Below are 16,770 nucleotides of genomic sequence, written 5' to 3'. Positions count from 1 at the left end.
CTAGACGCCGGCCCCTCACGTCAGGCCCAGATCACCGACCCCCTGGGCACCGTATCGAGCAGCCATTCGCGGAAGGCACGAGCCCCGCGCCGTCGCGCCACCAGGGTGAACCATTGTTGCCAGCTCATCCAGTCCTGGTCGGCGTCCTCCAGCGACGATAGGGTGCAGTCATACAGCGCTTTGGGGGCCAAGGTGAAGCTGCGATGGCGTGCCGCCGTGTCTTCGACGTCTATGCCAACCGCCTGACCGCCAGTTCCACCCCACGCAACTCGGCCAGCCCTTTCAGGCGCCCGTAGAGTGGATAGCCGGGGCGGGTGTCGCGGTGCTGATCGTCGAGGATGTGGTGGCCATGATCCGGGCGTAGCGGCAGGCGCGGGCCACCCTCGCGTTCGCGGCGGCGCTCCTCCTTCACCAGCGCCTGGATCACGCCGACCATATCGACGTCGCCACCCAGATGGTCGGCTTCATGGAAGGTGCGGGGATCCGATGCCTCACGCAGCGTCGAGCGCAAGTGGGCGAAGTAGATGCTGGGGCCGAAGCGCCGGGCCATCTCGACCAGGTCGATATGTTCGCTGACCCCATAGGAGCCGGTGCACAGGGTCAGGCCATTGGCTGGACTCGGTTCGGTATCGAGAATCCACTGGGCATCCTCGGGGCTCGAGACCACCCGCGGCAGACCGAGCAGTGGGCGCGGCGGATCGTCGGGGTGAATGGCCAAACGGACACCAACCTCTTCGGCGACCGGCACGATGGCGGCAAGGAACTGCCCCAAATGCTCGCGCAGGCGGTCGGCATCTATGTCATCATATTCCGCCAGCACTTCGCGAAATTGCGGCAGGGTATAGTGCTCCTCGGCACCGGGCAGGCCGGCAATGATGTTATTGACCAGCCGCTGACGTGCGACCTCATCCAGGTCGTCCAGATAGCGCCACGCCTCGGTCTTCTCGGCATCATCATAATCCTGCTCGGCCCCGGGGCGTTGGAGCAGGTAGAGATCGAAGGCGGCAAAGGCGGTCTGGTCGAAGCTCAAGGCCAGGCCGCCATTCGGCAACCGCCACGTCAGGTCGGTGCGCGTCCAGTCCAGCACCGGCATGAAGTTGTAGCAGACGATATCGATGCCGCAGGCCGCCAGGTTACGCAGTGTCTGGCAGTAGTTGGCGATGTAGGTCGGATAGTGATTGCAGCGCTTCTTGATATCCTCGTGTACCGGCACGCTCTCCACCACCGACCAGGTGAGGCCACTGGCCTCGATCAGGCGCTTGCGCTCGGCGATCGCCTCGACCGGCCACACCTCGCCGTTGGGTATCTCGTGCAGCGCGGTGACGATGCCGGTGGCCCCGGTCTGGCGAATCTCCTCCAGGGAGATGGGGTCGTCGGGGCCGAACCAGCGCCAGGTAGGTTCCATACAAGTTCTCTCCTAAGCTGACGGATGTTCGATATGTTGCAAGGCGCTCGCCAGCCCCTCTTTCGTCAACGTTCGATAGGCCATCGTCACCGCTTCGGCTACGCCAGGCCGTTTGGCCAGTGTCGGCGGGAACACCGCCTCCATGGCCAGGAACGCCTCGACCAGCCGCTCGGCCGACTCGCCATGCTCCTCATGCAGAGCGGCAAACGTGGTCGCCAGCGGATCGTCCACCTTGTAGGGCCTGCCCTCCTGATCACGGCCGGCGGTGTAGCGGATCCAGGCCGCCAGGCCCAACGCCGTGCAGGGCACTTCGCCGCCAGCCTCGAGACGCGCCAGGGCGCCGTGTAACCAGCGCTGGGGCAGCTTCTGGGAACCGTCCATGGCGATCTGCTGCAGCCGATGGCGCAGGCTGTCATTGGCGAAGCGCGCCAACAGTTGTTCAGCATAGACCTCGAGATCGGTCCCCGCAGGCATGTTCAGGGTCGGTGCCGCTTCCTCGAGCATATAGCGGCGCAACAGACTTACCAAGTCCTCGCGATTGATGGCCTCGAAAACGGTCTCGATGCCCGCCAATGCCCCCAGATAGGCCAGCAGCGAATGGCTGCCGTTGAGCATGCGCAGCTTCATGGTCTCGAAGGGCGCCACGTCGGCGACCATCTCCACACCGTCCTCTTCCCAGTCGGGGCGCCCGAGCGGGAAATCGTCCTCGACCACCCATTGCGAGAAGGCCTCGCTGACCACGGCATTGGGATCCTCGACACCCAGTTCGGCCAACCGGTCGAAATCGGCCTCGGTCATGGCCGGCACGATGCGATCGACCATGCTGCAGGGAAAGGCCACCTCGCGCTCGATCCACTCGGCAAGCTCCACATCGCGGCACGCCGCCAATTGCGTCACCGCGGCCCGGGTGCGCTTGCCGTTGTCGGGCATGTTGTCGCAGCTCAGCACCGTGAACGGGGCCAAGCCCGCCGCGCGGCGCCGCGCAAGGGCCTCGACCAGCAACCCCGGGGCAGTGCGCGGTGTCTGCGGGTTGTCGATATCGGCGGCAATGGCCGGATCGCTGCGCAGCAGCTGGCCGCCGGCAGGGCTCAGGAAATAACCCTTCTCGGTCACCGTCAGGGTGACGATGCGCACCGCGTCGTCGGTCATTCGCGCCAGCAGGGCCTCGCGATCGCGCCCCCAGCGCCCCATTTCGTCGCGCCCACTGAACATGACGTCCTCGATGACGCCGATCTCGCGCAAGGTGACATGCTCACTGTCGGCATACTCGGCGACATGATAGCGATAGCCGGCTGCGTGCAATCCATCGACCAGCGCCACGTTGGAGCGCAGGTTGGCGCTGCACAGCCCCCAGCCCGTGTCACCGGTACGCTGGCGATAACGCTCCAGGTAGACCGCCTGGTGGGCGCGGTGGAAGGCACCGAGTCCCAGATGGACGATGCCGACGCGGCCGCTCGCCTCGGCCGCCGGCAAGCGCTGGATAGCACTCATCGTAGTCTCCCTGTCCTGATTTCACAGACGCATTACATTGTCGAACGGTCGGCGGAGTGCCGAAACCGCCGCATATCGGGGATATGTGTGGCTTCGACCGGACTGGTGCATGAGCACCGCGCGACGCAGTGATTGGACCGCACGGACACCGATTCATTGTCCCATGATGAGATTGGGCAGCCACAGCGAGACTGCCGGCACATAGGCCACCAGCAGCAGCACGATGAGATTGCAGACCAGAAACGGCAGGATGGCACGCGCCACGGCGAGCATCTGCAGGTTGCCGATCCCCGAGACCACGAACAGGCACACGCCCACCGGCGGCGTGGTCAGGCCGATCATCAGGTTGAGCACCGCCATCACCGCGAAGTGTACCGGGTCCATGCCGACCCCGGTGGCCACCCCCAGCAGCGCCGGGAAGAGGATGATCAGCGCCGCGATGGTCTCCATGAAGGTGCCGACGAACAGCAGGATCAGGTTGAGGATCAGGATCACCACGATGGGGTTCTCGCTGATGGTCAGGATGCCGCCGGCCACCATCTGCGGGATCTGCTGACTGGTCAGGATCCAGCCGAACAGGTTGGCCAGGCCGACCAGCAGCAGCAGCGCCGAGGAGGTCAGCACGGTGTCGGCCAGGATTCCCGGCAGCATGCGCCAGGAGAGCCCCTTGTAGACGTACATGCCGACCACCAGGGCGTAGAGGCTGGCGACGATGGAGGCCTCGGTGGGCGTAAAGAAGCCGCCGATGATGCCGTAGAGAATGATCGCCGTCATCAGCAGCGCCCAGAAGGCGGTGCGTGCCTCGCGCAGCAGCTGCAGCAAGGGCACGCGAGACTCCTTGGGATAGCCGCGGCGCACGGCCAGCAGATAGACGGTGACCATCATCGCCACCCCCAGCAGCAACCCGGGCACCGCCCCGGCCAGGAACATCCGCCCGACCGAGACACCGGTCAGCGAGCCGGCGATGATCATCGGCACGCTGGGCGGAATGATCGGCCCGATGGTCGAGGAGGCCGCAGTGACGGCGGCGGCGAAGGGCTTATCGTAGCCGGACTTCGACATGCCCGGGATCATCACCGCCCCGATGCTGGCGGCATCGGCCACCGCCGTGCCCGAGATGCCGCCGAAGATCATCGAACCGCCGACGTTGGCCAACCCCAGACCGCCGCGGATATGGCCGAGCAGGGCATTGCAGAAGCGCACGATATACTCGGTGATATTGCCGACGTTCATCAGGTTGCCGGCCAGCACGAAGCCGGGAATGCACAGCAGCACGAAGGTGTCGATGCCGGCATACATGCGCTGCGGCACGATGGTCAGCGAGATGCCTTCCAGCAACAGGTAAGCCAACGAAGCGATGCCCAGGGAAAAGGCGATCGGCACGCCGACCAGCAACAACACCAGGAACACGCCGAACAGCACACTCACTTCCATGACGGCGTCTCCGTATCGGCTTGGGGGCTCCCGCGCCACATGGCGACCAGGCCCTCGATGAATCCGATGGCGCTATAGACCAGTACCAGCGCGAACAGCACCACGGTGGAGAAGAAGATGTACAGCATCGACACCTTCAGCGTGGGCGAGGTCTGCCAGACACCGTTCTGGGCGTATTGCCAGGCATAGGGCAGCACGATCAAGGCGAAGCCACCGACCAGCAGGCACACCAGCACCTGATAGCCGGCCCGCGCCCGCGGCCCCAGCCAGTGATGAAAGAGTTCGACGTTGACGTGGCGATTCTTGCGGATCACCACTCCCGCCGACAGCGCCACCATGTAGATGAACAGGTAGCGCGACAGCTCCTCGGTCCAGGCCGGCGAGAACGGCAGGAACAGGCGACCCGCGATCTGCAGCAGCACGGCACCGGCGATGCCCACCAGCGCCAGGGTGGCGAGACAGGTGAACAGCCTGTCGAGCCAGCCGATCGCGCGACCGACCGGCCCGCCCAGTTTGGGGACCGTCGACATGACATCGAGGCCTTCGACGACCTGTTGTTCGAGGCCCGGTTGTTGATCGGAAGATCCCATATACGATCCTCATGCGCACCGGTCAGTCGGCCGGCGTGAAAGGTTGGGCGGGTACGGGTACCCGCCCTCAGGGTCGCTCAAAGTCCCTGGATGGCGTCGAACAGCGCGCGCTGCTCCTCGTTCAAGGATTCGAGCACCGCCGGGCGTGCCTTCTCGGCGAAGGCCTCGGTATCGACCTCGATGAACTCCATGCCACGCTCCTGCAGGTCCTGCCTGAGGCGCTGCTCGTCTTCCTCGAACAACTTGGCCTCATAGGACTGCATTGTTTCGGCGGCATCGAAGATCACCTGCTGCAAGTCCTCGGGCATGCTCTCGAGCTGATCCTTGCCGATCACCACATAGATCCAGCTACGCACATGGCCGGTGAGGTTCACATAGTCCTGGACCTCGTAGAAGCTGGCGCTCTCGATCAGGCTCAAGGGGTTCTCCTGGGCCTGGATGGTGTTCTGCTGCAGGGCAGTGAACACCTCGCTGAACGCCATCGGCGTGGGTCGCGCGCCGAGTGCCTCCCAGGTGTCGACGAACAACGGCACGTTAGGCACCCGCAGGCGAATGCCATCGAGATCAGCGGGCTGACGAACCGGGCGGTTGGAGGTCAGATGCCGCGGACCCCGCTCGAACCAGGCCAGCGGCACCAGGTTGGCGCGCTCGGTGATCTGGGCCTCGATCTCGTCGCCGATCTCGCCCTGCACCGCCTGGTGCAGATGCTCGGAGTCGCGGAAGGCATAAGGCACCGCCATCATCGCCGCCTTGGGCGCCCAGTTCTGCAGGCTCTCGCCGGTGATGGTCATGTCCGCGGTGCCGAGCTGGATGCTGTTGATGACATCCATCTCGGCGCCGAGTTGCTCGTTGGGATAGATCTGCACCTCGATGCGGCCATCGGAGTTGGCCTCGACCTCCTCCTTGAACTTCACCGCGGCCTGATGCCAGATGTTCTCCTCATTGGCCAGATGGCCGAACCTCAGCGTGAAGTCGGCGGCCAGCAGGGACTGACTGCCGAGGATGGCCGCTCCGAGGATGGTGCTGGTGATAAGCTGTTTGATCATGGCGTACTCTCCTGGCACTTGCTTGTTGTGGATTGTCAGCGATTGCGGGTATCGAGATGACGCCTCAGGCACCGATCTGGATCAGCACCTTGCGCGCCCTCTCGGGATGGTGCTCGAGCATGTCGATGGCGCCGGGCATCTCGTCGAACGCCAATCGGTGGCTGACCAGCGCCAACGGATCAAGACGTCCCGACGCCATCAGCTCGAGCACCTCCGGAAACTTGCGGTTGTTGAGCCGGGAGCCGACCAGGGTCAGTTCCTTCTTGATCACTTCCAGTTGCACCAGATCGCTGGGCGTGGGGTTGAAGCCGAGCAGGCCGATGCGTCCAGCCGGCGACGCCATCCTCAGCATCTGCGGCAGCAGCGCCGGCACACAGGCGGCATCGGCGATCAGCGGTATGCCCTCGCCGCCGGTGAGCTCCTGCACGGCGGCCTCGAGGTCGTCCCGCTGGCCATGCAGGGTGCGACTGGCGCCCAACTCACGGGCGGTGGCTAGGCGAGCGTCGATCACGTCGGTGACCGTAATATCCTCGATGCCCAAGGCACGCGCCATCTGCAGGATGGTCAAGCCGATCACCCCGGCGCCGAAGATCAGCAGCCGGTCGCCGGGATGGGGCTGCATGCGACCGAGCACATTGGCGGCGATGGAGTAGGGCTCGACCAGCGCCGCGGCGTCCAGCCCCACCCCTTCGGGCAGGCGATGGACATTGGCCGCCGGCACGTTGACGCGCTCCTCGAAGCCGCCGTTGCGATGCACGCCGATCACCTCCAGCGCCGCGCAGACGTTGGGCCGCCCGATGCGGCAAGGGTAGCAGTGGCCGCAACTGATCACCGGGTCGATGCACACCTCGTCGCCGATGGCGATGCCCTCGACGCCCTCGCCCACGGCCTCGACGAGGCCGGCGAATTCGTGCCCGGTGATGCGCGGAAAGCGCACGAAGGCGTTGTCGCCGTGGATGATGTGCATGTCCGAGCCGCAGATGCCGGCGAAGGCCACCCGCACCAGCACCTCGCCGGGGGCGGCCTCAGGCACGTCGATCTCGGTGATGCGGTAGTTCAGCGGTGCACTTACCTGAAAGGCTTTCATCGTCGATTCACCTCGTTACCAGTGCCAGAGTGTGCCGTCCTCGAGCCGGTTGACCGGCAGGCTGGCGCGTTTGTAGGGATACTTGGCGGCAAGCGCCTCGTCGATATCGACGCCGTGCCCCGGCGTCTCGCCGACCAGGAAGTGGCCATCCTCGAAGCGGTAATCGTGGGGGAAGACCCGGTCGGTGATGGCTTCGTGCGGCATGTGCTCCTGAATGCCGAAGTTGGGCACCCAGGTGTCGAAGTGGATCGCCGCTCCCAGGCACACCGGTGAGAGATCCGTCGGCCCATGGAAGCCGGTGCGCACGTGATAGAGCGACGCCAGGTCGGCGATCCGGCGCACATGGGTGATGCCGCCGCCGTGACTCAGCGGCGTGCGGATGTAGTCGATCCACTGGTTCTCGATCAGCTCGCGGCAGTCGTGTATAGAGTTGAACACCTCGCCGATCGCCAGCGGCGTGGTGGTGTGCTCACGCACCAGCTTGAGGCTCTGCTGGTTCTCGGCCGGCACGCAGTCTTCCAGCCAGAACAGGTGGTAGGGTTCGACCGCCTTGCCCAGCCGCGCGGCCTCGATGGGGGTCAGCCGATGGTGGACATCGTGCAACACGTGGATGTCGTCGCCGAAACGCTCGCGCACCGCGGCGAACAGCTTGGGTACATGGTTGAGGTACTTCTCGGTACTCCACACATGTTCGGCGGGAAGCTCCGAGTCTGCCGGCTCATAACGCTCGCCCGCGCGCTTGGCCACTCCGTAGATGGTCGCGATGCCGGGCACCCCCGCCTGGACCCTGACCGCCCGATAGCCCAGCTTGACGTGCGTGTCGACCTCCTCCAGACAGGCGTCGATATCGCTGCCGGTACAGTGCGCATAGGTCATCACCCGCTCGCGGCTCCGGCCGCCGAGCAGTTGATAGAGCGGCATGTCGGCCGCCTTGGCCTTGATGTCCCATAGCGCCAGGTCGACCGCCCCGATCGCCGCCATGGTCACCGGCCCACGCCGCCAATAGGCGCCGCGATAGAGGTAGTGCCAGGTATCCTCGATACGACCGGCATCGCGGCCGATCAGCAGCGGAATGACGTGCTCTTCGAGATAGGCGACCACGGCCATCTCCCGGCCGTTGAGCGTGGCATCGCCGATGCCATAGGTGCCCGATTCGGTAACGATCTTCAAGGTGACGAAGTTGCGCCCCGGCGAGGTGACGATGACATAAGCATCCTGGATCTTCATGCGTCGACCTCCTTGACGAGGGCTTCCGCCCGTTGGACACCGGCATCGAACATCTCGGGAAAGCGTTGCACCAGGCCCGGCAGCGATTGCAGGATCTCGCGCTGATGAAGTCGCATCGCCTGTGCCGCCGCATCGACATCGCGGCCGGCAATGGCATCGACGATCATCTGGTGCTGGTCGGTCAGCTTGGGAATCGGGGTCGACTCCGGGATGCTCAGGTAACGCACCCGATCCAGTTGCGCCTTGACCTCCTCGGTGACCCGCCACGCCGCGGAATGCCCCACGCCGAGCGACAAGGCGCGATGGAAGTCTTCATCGAGCAGGAAGAAACGATCGTAATCCGTCGTCGTTTCGCAGCGCCGCTGGCGTTCGATCAGTTCGTTGAGTTCGGCCAGGACGCGCGGCGCCAGCCCCTGCTCGGCGGCGGCCCTGGCCACCGCGACCTCGATCGCCTCGCGCACGAAGCGGGCTTCCAGCACCGCCTGCTGCGAGATCTTCACCACATAGGTGCCACGCTGGGGGCGCACTTCCACCAGGCCCGCCTCCGACAGCCGGATAAAGGCTTCCCGCACCGGCTGACGGCTCACCGCGAAGGTGTCGGCCAGCTCCTTTTCGGACAACGCCTGTCCCGGCGCCAGCACCATGCGGATGATCGACTGGCGCAGCACCCGGTAGAGCCGTTGACGCACGGAGCCGTCGTCGAGGGTGTCCTGCCACAGGGACTGCAAGGTGGTATTCATGACGCTCTCTTCCCGATATAGCGGGTACCGCCACGTTGGCAGCGGCGCCCTGATATGACTAGTATGGTAGTATGGTAAATAAAACACCGCATGCAAGCCAAAATCGATTCTGTTGGCTACGACCTTGGTATGACCTGACAATATCGATTACACTGCAAGCAAAGGTTAAGGAACACTGTTCAAAAAAGAAGGAAATTGGGGCTCAATTATGGCCGCAGGGGGCCGATAACTGTAACACTGGACATAAGTCCTTGAGTTGACCGAACGAGGTCCGACGATGGCAAAACCGCGTTGTCTGTTATTCGACTGTGACGGCACCCTGGTCGATAGTGAACCTCTGCTTGCCGCCGAGCTGGCATCCAGCCTGAGCGATGCCGGCCTACCCTTTTCCCCCAGCGACTACATGGGCGAGTTTCGTGGCGCGCGCTTCGTCAATATCGTGACCGAGCTGCAACGCCGTCACGGGGAGGTCGACCCGCAACGCCTCAAGGACTCGGAAGCCGAAATGCGCCGCAAGCTGGCCGACCGGCTGGCCACCGAGCTCCAGCCCCTGGAAGGCGTACGCGAGGCCCTCGACGCCCTGGCCGCCTACCCACGGGCGGTCGTCTCCAATGGCCCGGAAACCAAGATTCGCACCGGCCTTGCGGCCACCGGTCTCAGTGACTACTTCGGCGACAAGCTGTTCAGTGGCTACACCGCCAACTGCTGGAAGCCCGATCCCTGCCTGTACCTACATGCCGCCAGCATCATGGGGTTTCGCCCCAGCGAATGCGTGGCCATCGACGATTCCATTGTCGGCGTCAAGGCGGCCCTGTCGGCCGGCATGACCGTGATCCACCTCAACCGCTTTGCGGATGCCGAGAGCACCCCCGAAGGGGCGATCGCCATCAGCAGCATGTATCAACTGCCGACGATCATCGCCAACCTGGTGCGCGAACCCGAGATGTGCCATGAACTGCTGCCGGTTATCCACAGCGCCCTCACTGCGAGGTGATGTGGATAACCCGGTAATGAGGAAGGTCGACAACTGCGCTAAGATATCGCCACATTCTTTCTCGGGAGTCCTCATGGCCTCGCTTCAGGATCAGCTACGGGGTCTGGTCTATTCCACCGAACACGGTCAGACCTGCCCCGACTGCCGCCAGCCGATCGATGCCTGTCAATGTGCCGAGCGGGCCGAAAGCGACCGCCTGGCGACGCTGGACGGCATCGTGCGCATCCGTCGCGAAACCAGTGGCCGCAAGGGCAAGGGCGTCACCACCGTGAGTGGCGTGCCGTTGGCCACGGCCGAACTCAAGGCCCTGGCCAAGGAGCTCAAGAAGCGCTGCGGCACCGGCGGCGCGGTCAAGGACGGCATCGTCGAGATCCAGGGTGACCATCGCGACACTCTCAAGGCCGAGTTGGAACGCCGCGGTTTCCAGGTCAAACTGGCCGGCGGCTGACACGGGAGATACTCATGTTACCCCTTACGCTCGGGCGGCTGTCGCTCTTGCCGCTGCTGCTGACCCTGCTTGTCCTCGGGGCCTGCGCCAGCGGCCCGCGCTTCGCCACCCTCGATGCCCGCGTGGTACCGGAGGCGCCCCTCGAGGTACCCGAGGACGCCGTGCTGCGCGTCACTCTGGCGGATATCTCGCAGGCCAATGCCGACATCATTGCCGAGAGCACCTATACCCGCCTGGGTAGCGGCCCCCTCACCGTCGCACTGCGCTACGACGCCAATGCCATCGACACGGACCGCGCTTATGGCCTGCGTGCCGAGATACGGGTCGCGGGTCGCTTGACCCATGCCAGCCCCGAGCCGGTGCCGGTACTGACCGGCGATGCACCAAGCGACAAGGCCGAGGTTCCCCTGGAAGCTACCCGTCGCTGACGGTTGCGCCAAGCGCCTTGCTCCGCTCGAGCGACTCGGCCAGTGCATTCAACGTCAGGCCAACCGAGGCCTCGACCTTCAAGGCATAGAGGTCATCGGCCCGCGTGCGGCCGCGATTGAGGCAAGCGATGGGCTTGCCCAGGCACGCTGCCTCACGGGCGAAGCGGTAGCCCGAATGGACCATCAGCGACGACCCCACCACCAGCAGGGCATCGGCCTCGCGCAGGATGGCAAGGGCCGCCGCCACTCGCTCGGCCGGCACGCTATCGCCGAAGAACACCACATCCGGCTTGAGTATGCCGTCGCCGCAGCGCTGGCAGGCCGGCACCCGAAAGCCCGAGAAGTCGTCGGCCTCGAGGTCGGCATCGCCGTCCGGCCCCACGGCCGCTCCCCGCTCGCGCCACTCTGGGTTGAGCGCCTCGAGTTCGGCATGCAGATCATGACGCATGCGCAGGCCCTGGCAGGCCATGCAGCGCACGATCTCGGCGCGCCCGTGCAGATCGATCACCCGTTGCGAACCGGCTCGCTGGTGCAGGCCATCGACATTCTGGGTGACCAGGCCACCCACATGGCCCAAAGCCTCGAGCCGCGCCAGGGCGTGATGCGCCTGACCCGGCCGGGCTTCGCTCAGCGCCCGAAAACCGATCAACGCTCGCGCCCAATAGCGCTGGCGAGCGGCGTGGCTTGCCATGAATTCCTGGTGCGGCATGGGCGGAGAACGCTTCCACTGCCCCTGGTCGTCCCGATAGTCGGGGATGCCACTGTCGGTGCTGACCCCGGCACCGGTCAGGACCAGTAGCCGTGGATGGCGTGCGACGAAGGCGGCCAGTGCTTCATGCTCGGCGGCTTGATGGGTTTCGCTGTCGCGCTGCATTTTTCCTCCCGAAACAAGGAGTCGTGGCCCTCGAGGGGCGGGCTTGGCTAGAATGGAGCGTCACCGACATCACTTGGGCAAGGACACCTTCGATGGCCTGGCTGGAATACCTGTTACCGTTGATCTTCCTGTTTCCGCTGGGAGCCACGGCGGTCATCGTACTCGCCCTGCGCAACCTGCACGACGCGCGAGTGCGCTCACCCTTCGACGCCCATCTGCTGCGGGAGCCCGGGCAGGCCCTGCGCGACCGCCTCGACCGCGCCTTCGCCAGCCTCTTCCTTGATGGAGCCTTGGGCCCTATCGTCACCATGGCACCGCTGGTCTACGGCATGGGCCGTATGCTGTTCGCCAACGAGCAGAACTGGGTCGAGTGGGCCTTGTACGGCCTGCTCAGCACGGCCCTGGTACTGGTATTCTGCTTCCTGTTGATTCGCGATTTCCAGCGTATCCGACGTCTCAAGCTCGGCCTGGCCTGCGAACTCGCCGTGGGGCAGGAGCTGGAGCGGCTGATCCGCCCCGATGCCCATCCCTACTACGTCTTCCATGACATCCCCGCCGACACCTATACCATCGACCATGTCGCCGTCACCCCTCACGGGGTTTTCGTGATCGAGAGCCGGGCCCGTACCCATCCCTTCGATGCCAGCGGGCAGGAGCAGAACCAGGTAGCGGTAGAGCGCGAGCGCTTGCGCTTTCCCGGCTGGAGCGAACGCCGCTCACTGCGCAAGACCCGTCAGGCGGTCCAGTGGCTGCGTCACTGGCTGGCCCGTGAATGCCAGGGACAAGTGCCGGTACGTGGCGTGCTGGCACTGCCCGGCTGGGAAATCGATACCAGTGCGGCACCCGATGACGTGCTGGTGGTCAGCGGCGAACGACTCGCCGATCGCCTTGCCGAGACGCCGTTGGGGCACTTCGAAGAGCAGATCCACGACCGCGTGATTCGTGCCCTGATGAAGCGTAGCACCCTGGCGGAACTGCAGAACCTGGAATGCCCCTCGGTATGAGCCCTGGTTGGCTAATCGAAGGTCGCGATACTCACCCGCGGATGACAGCGCCCACGCCCCTGGGCGACCAGGCTCTCGGCGGCGGGAAATGCATCCAGGCGCTCGGCGTCGATACCGATGCGCACTTCGGTGAGGATCCGATTGCCGCGGCCATGACATGCCAGACGCAGGGCGCGGCCGGTGTCCTCGCCGAAGGCGGCCTCGAAGGCCGCGATCAGCTCGTTGCGATCCACTTCGCCGCCCTGGTTGAGCACCACGAAGGCGCCGAAGGCGCTCTCGTTGACCGCCTCCAACAGCGTCAGCGACACCGCGAAGTAGTTCTCTTCGGGTAGATCCAGACAGGCCGCATGCTTGGCATACTGGTAGCGGTCCAGACAGCTCGCGCGTCCCGGCATCGCCTCGTCGAGGGCATCGCTCAGCGTCTCGGGCAGACCGAAGGGCGGGTGCGCGCGACAGAAGCTGCCATCGGCGCGGGGCGTCTCGAGAAAGCACCCCTTCTGCCACCAGCGCGGGCGGTCGACGCCGCGCTCGGCGAAGCGCCGTGGCAATGATGGCCACAGGCCATGCAGCACGAAGCCCTGCTCGCTGTTATCGCGCAGCGACGGCTCGCGGCATTCTCGCGGTGGACGCGACCGCGTCGCGCAGAAGCCCGGGTGCCAGGTCAGCGCCAGGGTATAGTGCTCGAACCCTTCGGCCTCGAGTCGAAGGGGGGCGGCCCGGCTTGCCTCGACAGGACCTGAGTCGGCCTGGACCGGAACCGCCAGCAGCGCCGACAGGACCGCCACACCCCAGAGCCGCCACCATCGCCCGCGCATCCTTCACTCCCCTTTCAGGCGTCCGCCCATCTCCTGGGCCAGATCCACGGCGAAGTGGTCGGTCATGCCGCCGATGAAATCCAACATGCGCCGGTAGCTGTCGTAGAGCGACCAGGATGGCCGCGGGGTGTTCTCGCCGACCAGCGCCAGCACCCGCTGGTGCTTGAAGGTCGAGCGGCCAGTGTAATGCAGCTCATGGGCGGCACCGATGAAGGCCTCGAGCAGGATGCCCAGGGTGGTATAGGCGCCGATCTCCAGCTTGGCCTTGCGCTCGTTCTGGAAGATCCGCTCGCGGGCCAGCTGCTTGGCGGCCGTGACGCCCCAGCCGAGGTCCGGATGGCAGAGTTCCAGCAGATCGTCGGTGAGGGCGCCGTTCAACAGCTCGGTCTCGTGCTGCACGAATACCGCACCCACGTCGTTGACCGCACGCTCCATGGCCGCACCGCGCAGCGCGGCGATACGCCGGCGTTGCGACACCCCATCGCGCACCATGGCGTCGTATTCCGGCGGTACCTCGCCGGCGATGTGGATCAGGACCTCGGCGACCTCGTCGAAACGCAGGATCCCCATCTCGAGGCCATCCTCGAGATCCAGCAGCGCATAGCAGATATCGTCGGCGGCCTCGACCAGCCAGGCCAAGGGGTGACGGCACCAGGTCGACTCGCCTTTCGGCCTGAGGCCCAGGCGGCCGGCGACCTCGGCCAGCAGGTGCTTCTCCGACTGGTAACAGCCGAACTTGCCGGCGACGCCGCCATGCTCCACCGTCCACGGATACTTGAGCATGGTGCCCAGCGTGGCGCCGGTCAGGCGCATGCCGCCCTTGAACTGGTTGTATTCGACCTGGGTGACGATGCGAAAGCCCTGGGCGTTACCCTCGTAGGTCAGCAGGTCGGCCCGCTCGGGCTCGGTCAGCCCCTCGAGAAATCCACTGCCATCGCTCTCGGCGCGCTTGAACCAGTCGCGAATGGCGTACTCGCCGGCATGGCCGAAGGGAGGGTTGCCGATATCATGGCCCAGGCAGGCGGCCTGCACGATCACGCCCAGATCGGCCGGGGTGATCCACTCGGGCAGACGAGGACGCAGCCGTTCACCGACGATCATGCCTAGCGAACGGCCCACGCAACCGACCTCCAGCGAGTGGGTGAGACGGGTATGGATATGGTCGTTGTCGGTCAGCGGATGGACTTGGGTCTTGCGCCCCAGGCGCCGGAAGGAGCCGGCGAAGACGATGCGGTCGTGGTCCTTGTGAAACGGGCTGCGACCGATCTCACCGCGCGCTTCACGCGGCTTGTCGTTGAGGCGTTCGGGGGCAAGCAACCGCTCCCAGTGCATCTGCGTCATGGGTATCCTCTCCTTGAGAACCCCCATTCTGGCACCGCTGCAGGGAAGAATGCCATGCCGTTGTGGCGACCAAGGGCATGGCTCGCTTCGCATCCCGGGCGGACAGTGGCTACCTTGGTAGCAGAGAGATGGCCATTACCACTAGGGAGGATGTCGCATGAGTAACAAGCCCGATGACATGCGCCCCGAGAAACCGGGTGACGAGGCCCCGCCGGGCACCCCCGGTACCGGCCAGAACCTGTGCCGCAAATGCAAAGGCAACGGCCGTGTCGAGGATAAGGAATGCCCCGATTGCGGTGGTTCCGGTTACGTGATCGCGGGCATTGGAGGTGGCTGAACCCACTACACCCGCTGCTTGACCAGCCAGCCGAACACCAACCCGGCCACGATGAGCGTGATGGCGAAGGCATAGATGCCAATGGAAATGCCGCTGCTCCACAGGATGCTCCAATCGCCACCGGAGATCGACATCGCTCGCCTCATGTTGTATTCCATCTGGCCGCCCAGCAGCAGCCCGAGCACCACCGGCACCGTGGGGATCTCGAGTTTGCGCAGCACATAGCCGAGCACGCCGAAGGCCAGCATCAGGTACAGGTCGAAGGCACTGTTGCTGAGCGAGTAGACGCCGACGAAGGCCACCATCACGACCATCGGCATCAGGAACCAGCCAGGCGCCTGAAGCACCTTGGCGAAGAATCCCACCAGCGGAATATTGAGCACCAGCAGCATGACGTTGCCGATGAACAACGCCGCCACCAGTCCCCAGACCATCTCCGGCTGCTGGGCGAACAGCAGCGGCCCCGGGGTGATGTTCATCGACAGCAGCAGCGCCAGCAGGACCGCGGTGGTACCGCTGCCGGGAATCCCTAGCGACAGCATGGGGATCAGCGCACCGCCGGCGGCGGCATTGTTGCCCGCTTCAGGCGCCGCGACGCCACGCGGATCGCCACGGCCGAAGTCGCCACGACGCCCCAGCCAGCGCTTCTCCAGCGTGTAGGAGAGGAAGCTGCCCAGCGCCGCGCCGGCCCCGGGCAGCACGCCGGAAATGAAACCGATCAGCGAACTGCGGGCGATGGTGGGGCTGCATTGCCAGGCGCTACGCATGCCCGGAATGGCTGAGCCGAGCTTCATGGTGGGCTTACTGCCATGGCGGGTATCCTCGAGGAAGACCAGGCATTCGGAGATCGCGAACAGGCCCACCAGGGCGACGATGAAATCGATGCCGTCATAGAGTTCGAACCAGCCGAAGGTGTAGCGCGGTACGCTGCTGACCGCGTCGATCCCCACGGTGCCCAGCAGCAGCCCCAGGCAGGCGGCGATGAAGCTCTTGGTCAAGCTACCACTGGTCACACCGCCGATCGTGGCGAAGGCCAGCACGAACAGGGCGAAGTACTCGGCCGGCCCGAAGCGAATCGCGAAGCCCACCAGCAAGGGCGCGAACAGCGTCAGGCCGATGGTGGCGACGGTGGCACCGATGAAAGACGCCACACCGGAGAGCCCCAGTGCCTCGCCCCCTCGCCCCTTGAGCGCCATGGGATAACCGTCGAGCGTGGTCATCATGGCCGGTTCGTCGCCCGGGATATTGAGCAGGATGGAACTGATGCGCCCCCCGTACATGCAGCCGTAATAGATGCTGACCAACAGGATCAGGGCCGCGGTGGGCGTCAGCCCGAAGTTGAAGGTCAAGGGAATCATCAGCGCCACGCCGTTGACCGGCCCCAGCCCGGGCAGGGCACCGATCAACGTACCCAAGGCACAGCCGATGAGGGCCAGAAACAGGTGCTGAGGCTCGAGCGCTACGGCGAACCCCTGGGCGAGGAAGGTGAGAATATCCATAGCGAAGGGG

Annotated in this window: 18 protein-coding genes; 5 read left to right on the top strand and 13 right to left on the bottom strand. The window is 65.1% G+C overall.

What is annotated here, in order from left to right; translation table 11 throughout:
* Positions 1–20: 20 nt before the first annotated feature.
* The 9 genes from ACFOEV_RS10900 to ACFOEV_RS10860 form a co-directional block, all read right to left on the bottom strand.
* Positions 21–191 (bottom strand): hypothetical protein, encoded by a 171-nt coding sequence (locus tag ACFOEV_RS10900; RefSeq protein ID WP_386773766.1) that lies wholly within the window; start codon positions 189–191, stop codon positions 21–23.
* 38 nt (positions 192–229) lie between these two features.
* Positions 230–1,405: a mannonate dehydratase gene (gene uxuA / locus ACFOEV_RS10895; RefSeq protein ID WP_386773764.1), complete on the bottom strand. Its 1,176-nt coding sequence runs from the start codon at positions 1,403–1,405 to the stop codon at positions 230–232.
* 12 nt (positions 1,406–1,417) lie between these two features.
* Positions 1,418–2,896, bottom strand: a complete 1,479-nt coding sequence (locus ACFOEV_RS10890) for a mannitol dehydrogenase family protein (protein WP_386773762.1) — start codon at positions 2,894–2,896, stop codon at positions 1,418–1,420.
* Positions 2,897–3,049: 153 nt separating this feature from the next.
* On the bottom strand, positions 3,050–4,330 hold the full coding sequence (locus ACFOEV_RS10885) for a TRAP transporter large permease (RefSeq protein ID WP_386773760.1): 1,281 nt from the start codon (positions 4,328–4,330) through the stop codon (positions 3,050–3,052).
* Positions 4,321–4,920 carry a TRAP transporter small permease gene (locus tag ACFOEV_RS10880; RefSeq protein ID WP_386773758.1) on the bottom strand — a complete coding sequence of 200 codons (600 nt, stop codon included), beginning with the start codon at positions 4,918–4,920 and terminating at the stop codon, positions 4,321–4,323. The genes ACFOEV_RS10885 and ACFOEV_RS10880 overlap by 10 nt, the downstream gene beginning before the upstream one ends.
* Positions 4,921–4,997: 77 nt before the next feature.
* Positions 4,998–5,966 carry a TRAP transporter substrate-binding protein gene (locus tag ACFOEV_RS10875; RefSeq protein ID WP_386773756.1) on the bottom strand — a complete coding sequence of 323 codons (969 nt, stop codon included), beginning with the start codon at positions 5,964–5,966 and terminating at the stop codon, positions 4,998–5,000.
* Positions 5,967–6,030: 64 nt separating this feature from the next.
* Complete coding sequence (locus ACFOEV_RS10870) at positions 6,031–7,053, bottom strand: Zn-dependent oxidoreductase (protein WP_386773754.1); 1,023 nt, start codon at positions 7,051–7,053, stop codon at positions 6,031–6,033.
* A gap of 15 nt (positions 7,054–7,068) precedes the next feature.
* Positions 7,069–8,280: a D-mannonate dehydratase ManD gene (gene manD / locus ACFOEV_RS10865; RefSeq protein WP_386773753.1), complete on the bottom strand. Its 1,212-nt coding sequence runs from the start codon at positions 8,278–8,280 to the stop codon at positions 7,069–7,071.
* Complete coding sequence (locus tag ACFOEV_RS10860; RefSeq protein ID WP_386773751.1) at positions 8,277–9,020, bottom strand: GntR family transcriptional regulator; 744 nt, start codon at positions 9,018–9,020, stop codon at positions 8,277–8,279. The genes manD and ACFOEV_RS10860 overlap by 4 nt, the downstream gene beginning before the upstream one ends.
* 277 nt (positions 9,021–9,297) lie before the next feature.
* Between ACFOEV_RS10860 and ACFOEV_RS10855 the strand changes: the two genes are divergently transcribed.
* From ACFOEV_RS10855 to ACFOEV_RS10845, 3 genes are all read left to right on the top strand, one after another.
* On the top strand, positions 9,298–10,014 hold the full coding sequence (locus ACFOEV_RS10855; RefSeq protein ID WP_386773749.1) for an HAD family hydrolase: 717 nt from the start codon (positions 9,298–9,300) through the stop codon (positions 10,012–10,014).
* A gap of 73 nt (positions 10,015–10,087) precedes the next feature.
* Entirely contained in the window at positions 10,088–10,462 is a 375-nt protein-coding gene (locus ACFOEV_RS10850; RefSeq protein WP_386773747.1) for a translation initiation factor Sui1, read from the top strand.
* 14 nt (positions 10,463–10,476) lie between these two features.
* Positions 10,477–10,890 (top strand): YbaY family lipoprotein, encoded by a 414-nt coding sequence (locus tag ACFOEV_RS10845; RefSeq protein WP_386773745.1) that lies wholly within the window; start codon positions 10,477–10,479, stop codon positions 10,888–10,890.
* Here the strand turns inward: ACFOEV_RS10845 and ACFOEV_RS10840 are convergent.
* Positions 10,877–11,764, bottom strand: coding sequence for an NAD-dependent protein deacetylase (locus ACFOEV_RS10840; protein ID WP_386773743.1), 888 nt, complete (start codon positions 11,762–11,764; stop codon positions 10,877–10,879). The genes ACFOEV_RS10845 and ACFOEV_RS10840 overlap by 14 nt on opposite strands.
* A gap of 92 nt (positions 11,765–11,856) precedes the next feature.
* Between ACFOEV_RS10840 and ACFOEV_RS10835 the strand changes: the two genes are divergently transcribed.
* A complete protein-coding gene (locus ACFOEV_RS10835; RefSeq protein WP_386773741.1) occupies positions 11,857–12,768 on the top strand; it encodes a nuclease-related domain-containing protein in 912 nt (303 codons plus the stop codon).
* Positions 12,769–12,779: 11 nt separating this feature from the next.
* On the opposite strand, the gene ACFOEV_RS10830 is transcribed toward ACFOEV_RS10835, so the two are convergent.
* Positions 12,780–13,583, bottom strand: a complete 804-nt coding sequence (locus tag ACFOEV_RS10830) for a ribonuclease T2 family protein (RefSeq protein WP_386773739.1) — start codon at positions 13,581–13,583, stop codon at positions 12,780–12,782.
* Between the two features lie 3 nt (positions 13,584–13,586).
* A complete protein-coding gene (locus ACFOEV_RS10825) occupies positions 13,587–14,924 on the bottom strand; it encodes a deoxyguanosinetriphosphate triphosphohydrolase (protein ID WP_386773737.1) in 1,338 nt (445 codons plus the stop codon).
* A gap of 157 nt (positions 14,925–15,081) precedes the next feature.
* On the opposite strand from ACFOEV_RS10825, the gene ACFOEV_RS10820 reads away from it, so the two are divergent.
* On the top strand, positions 15,082–15,261 hold the full coding sequence (locus ACFOEV_RS10820) for a hypothetical protein (protein WP_386773735.1): 180 nt from the start codon (positions 15,082–15,084) through the stop codon (positions 15,259–15,261).
* Between the two features lie 5 nt (positions 15,262–15,266).
* Here ACFOEV_RS10820 and ACFOEV_RS10815 read toward each other — a convergent pair whose 3' ends face one another.
* Positions 15,267–16,760 (bottom strand): tripartite tricarboxylate transporter permease, encoded by a 1,494-nt coding sequence (locus ACFOEV_RS10815; RefSeq protein ID WP_386773733.1) that lies wholly within the window; start codon positions 16,758–16,760, stop codon positions 15,267–15,269.
* Between the last annotated feature and the right edge of the window lie 10 nt (positions 16,761–16,770).

Source organism: Litchfieldella rifensis (assembly GCF_042646605.1).
GTDB classification, from domain to species: Bacteria; Pseudomonadota; Gammaproteobacteria; order Pseudomonadales; family Halomonadaceae; genus Litchfieldella; species Litchfieldella rifensis.
Note: the sequence above shows the minus strand (reverse complement) of the source record. Positions and strands in the feature narration are given on the sequence as shown.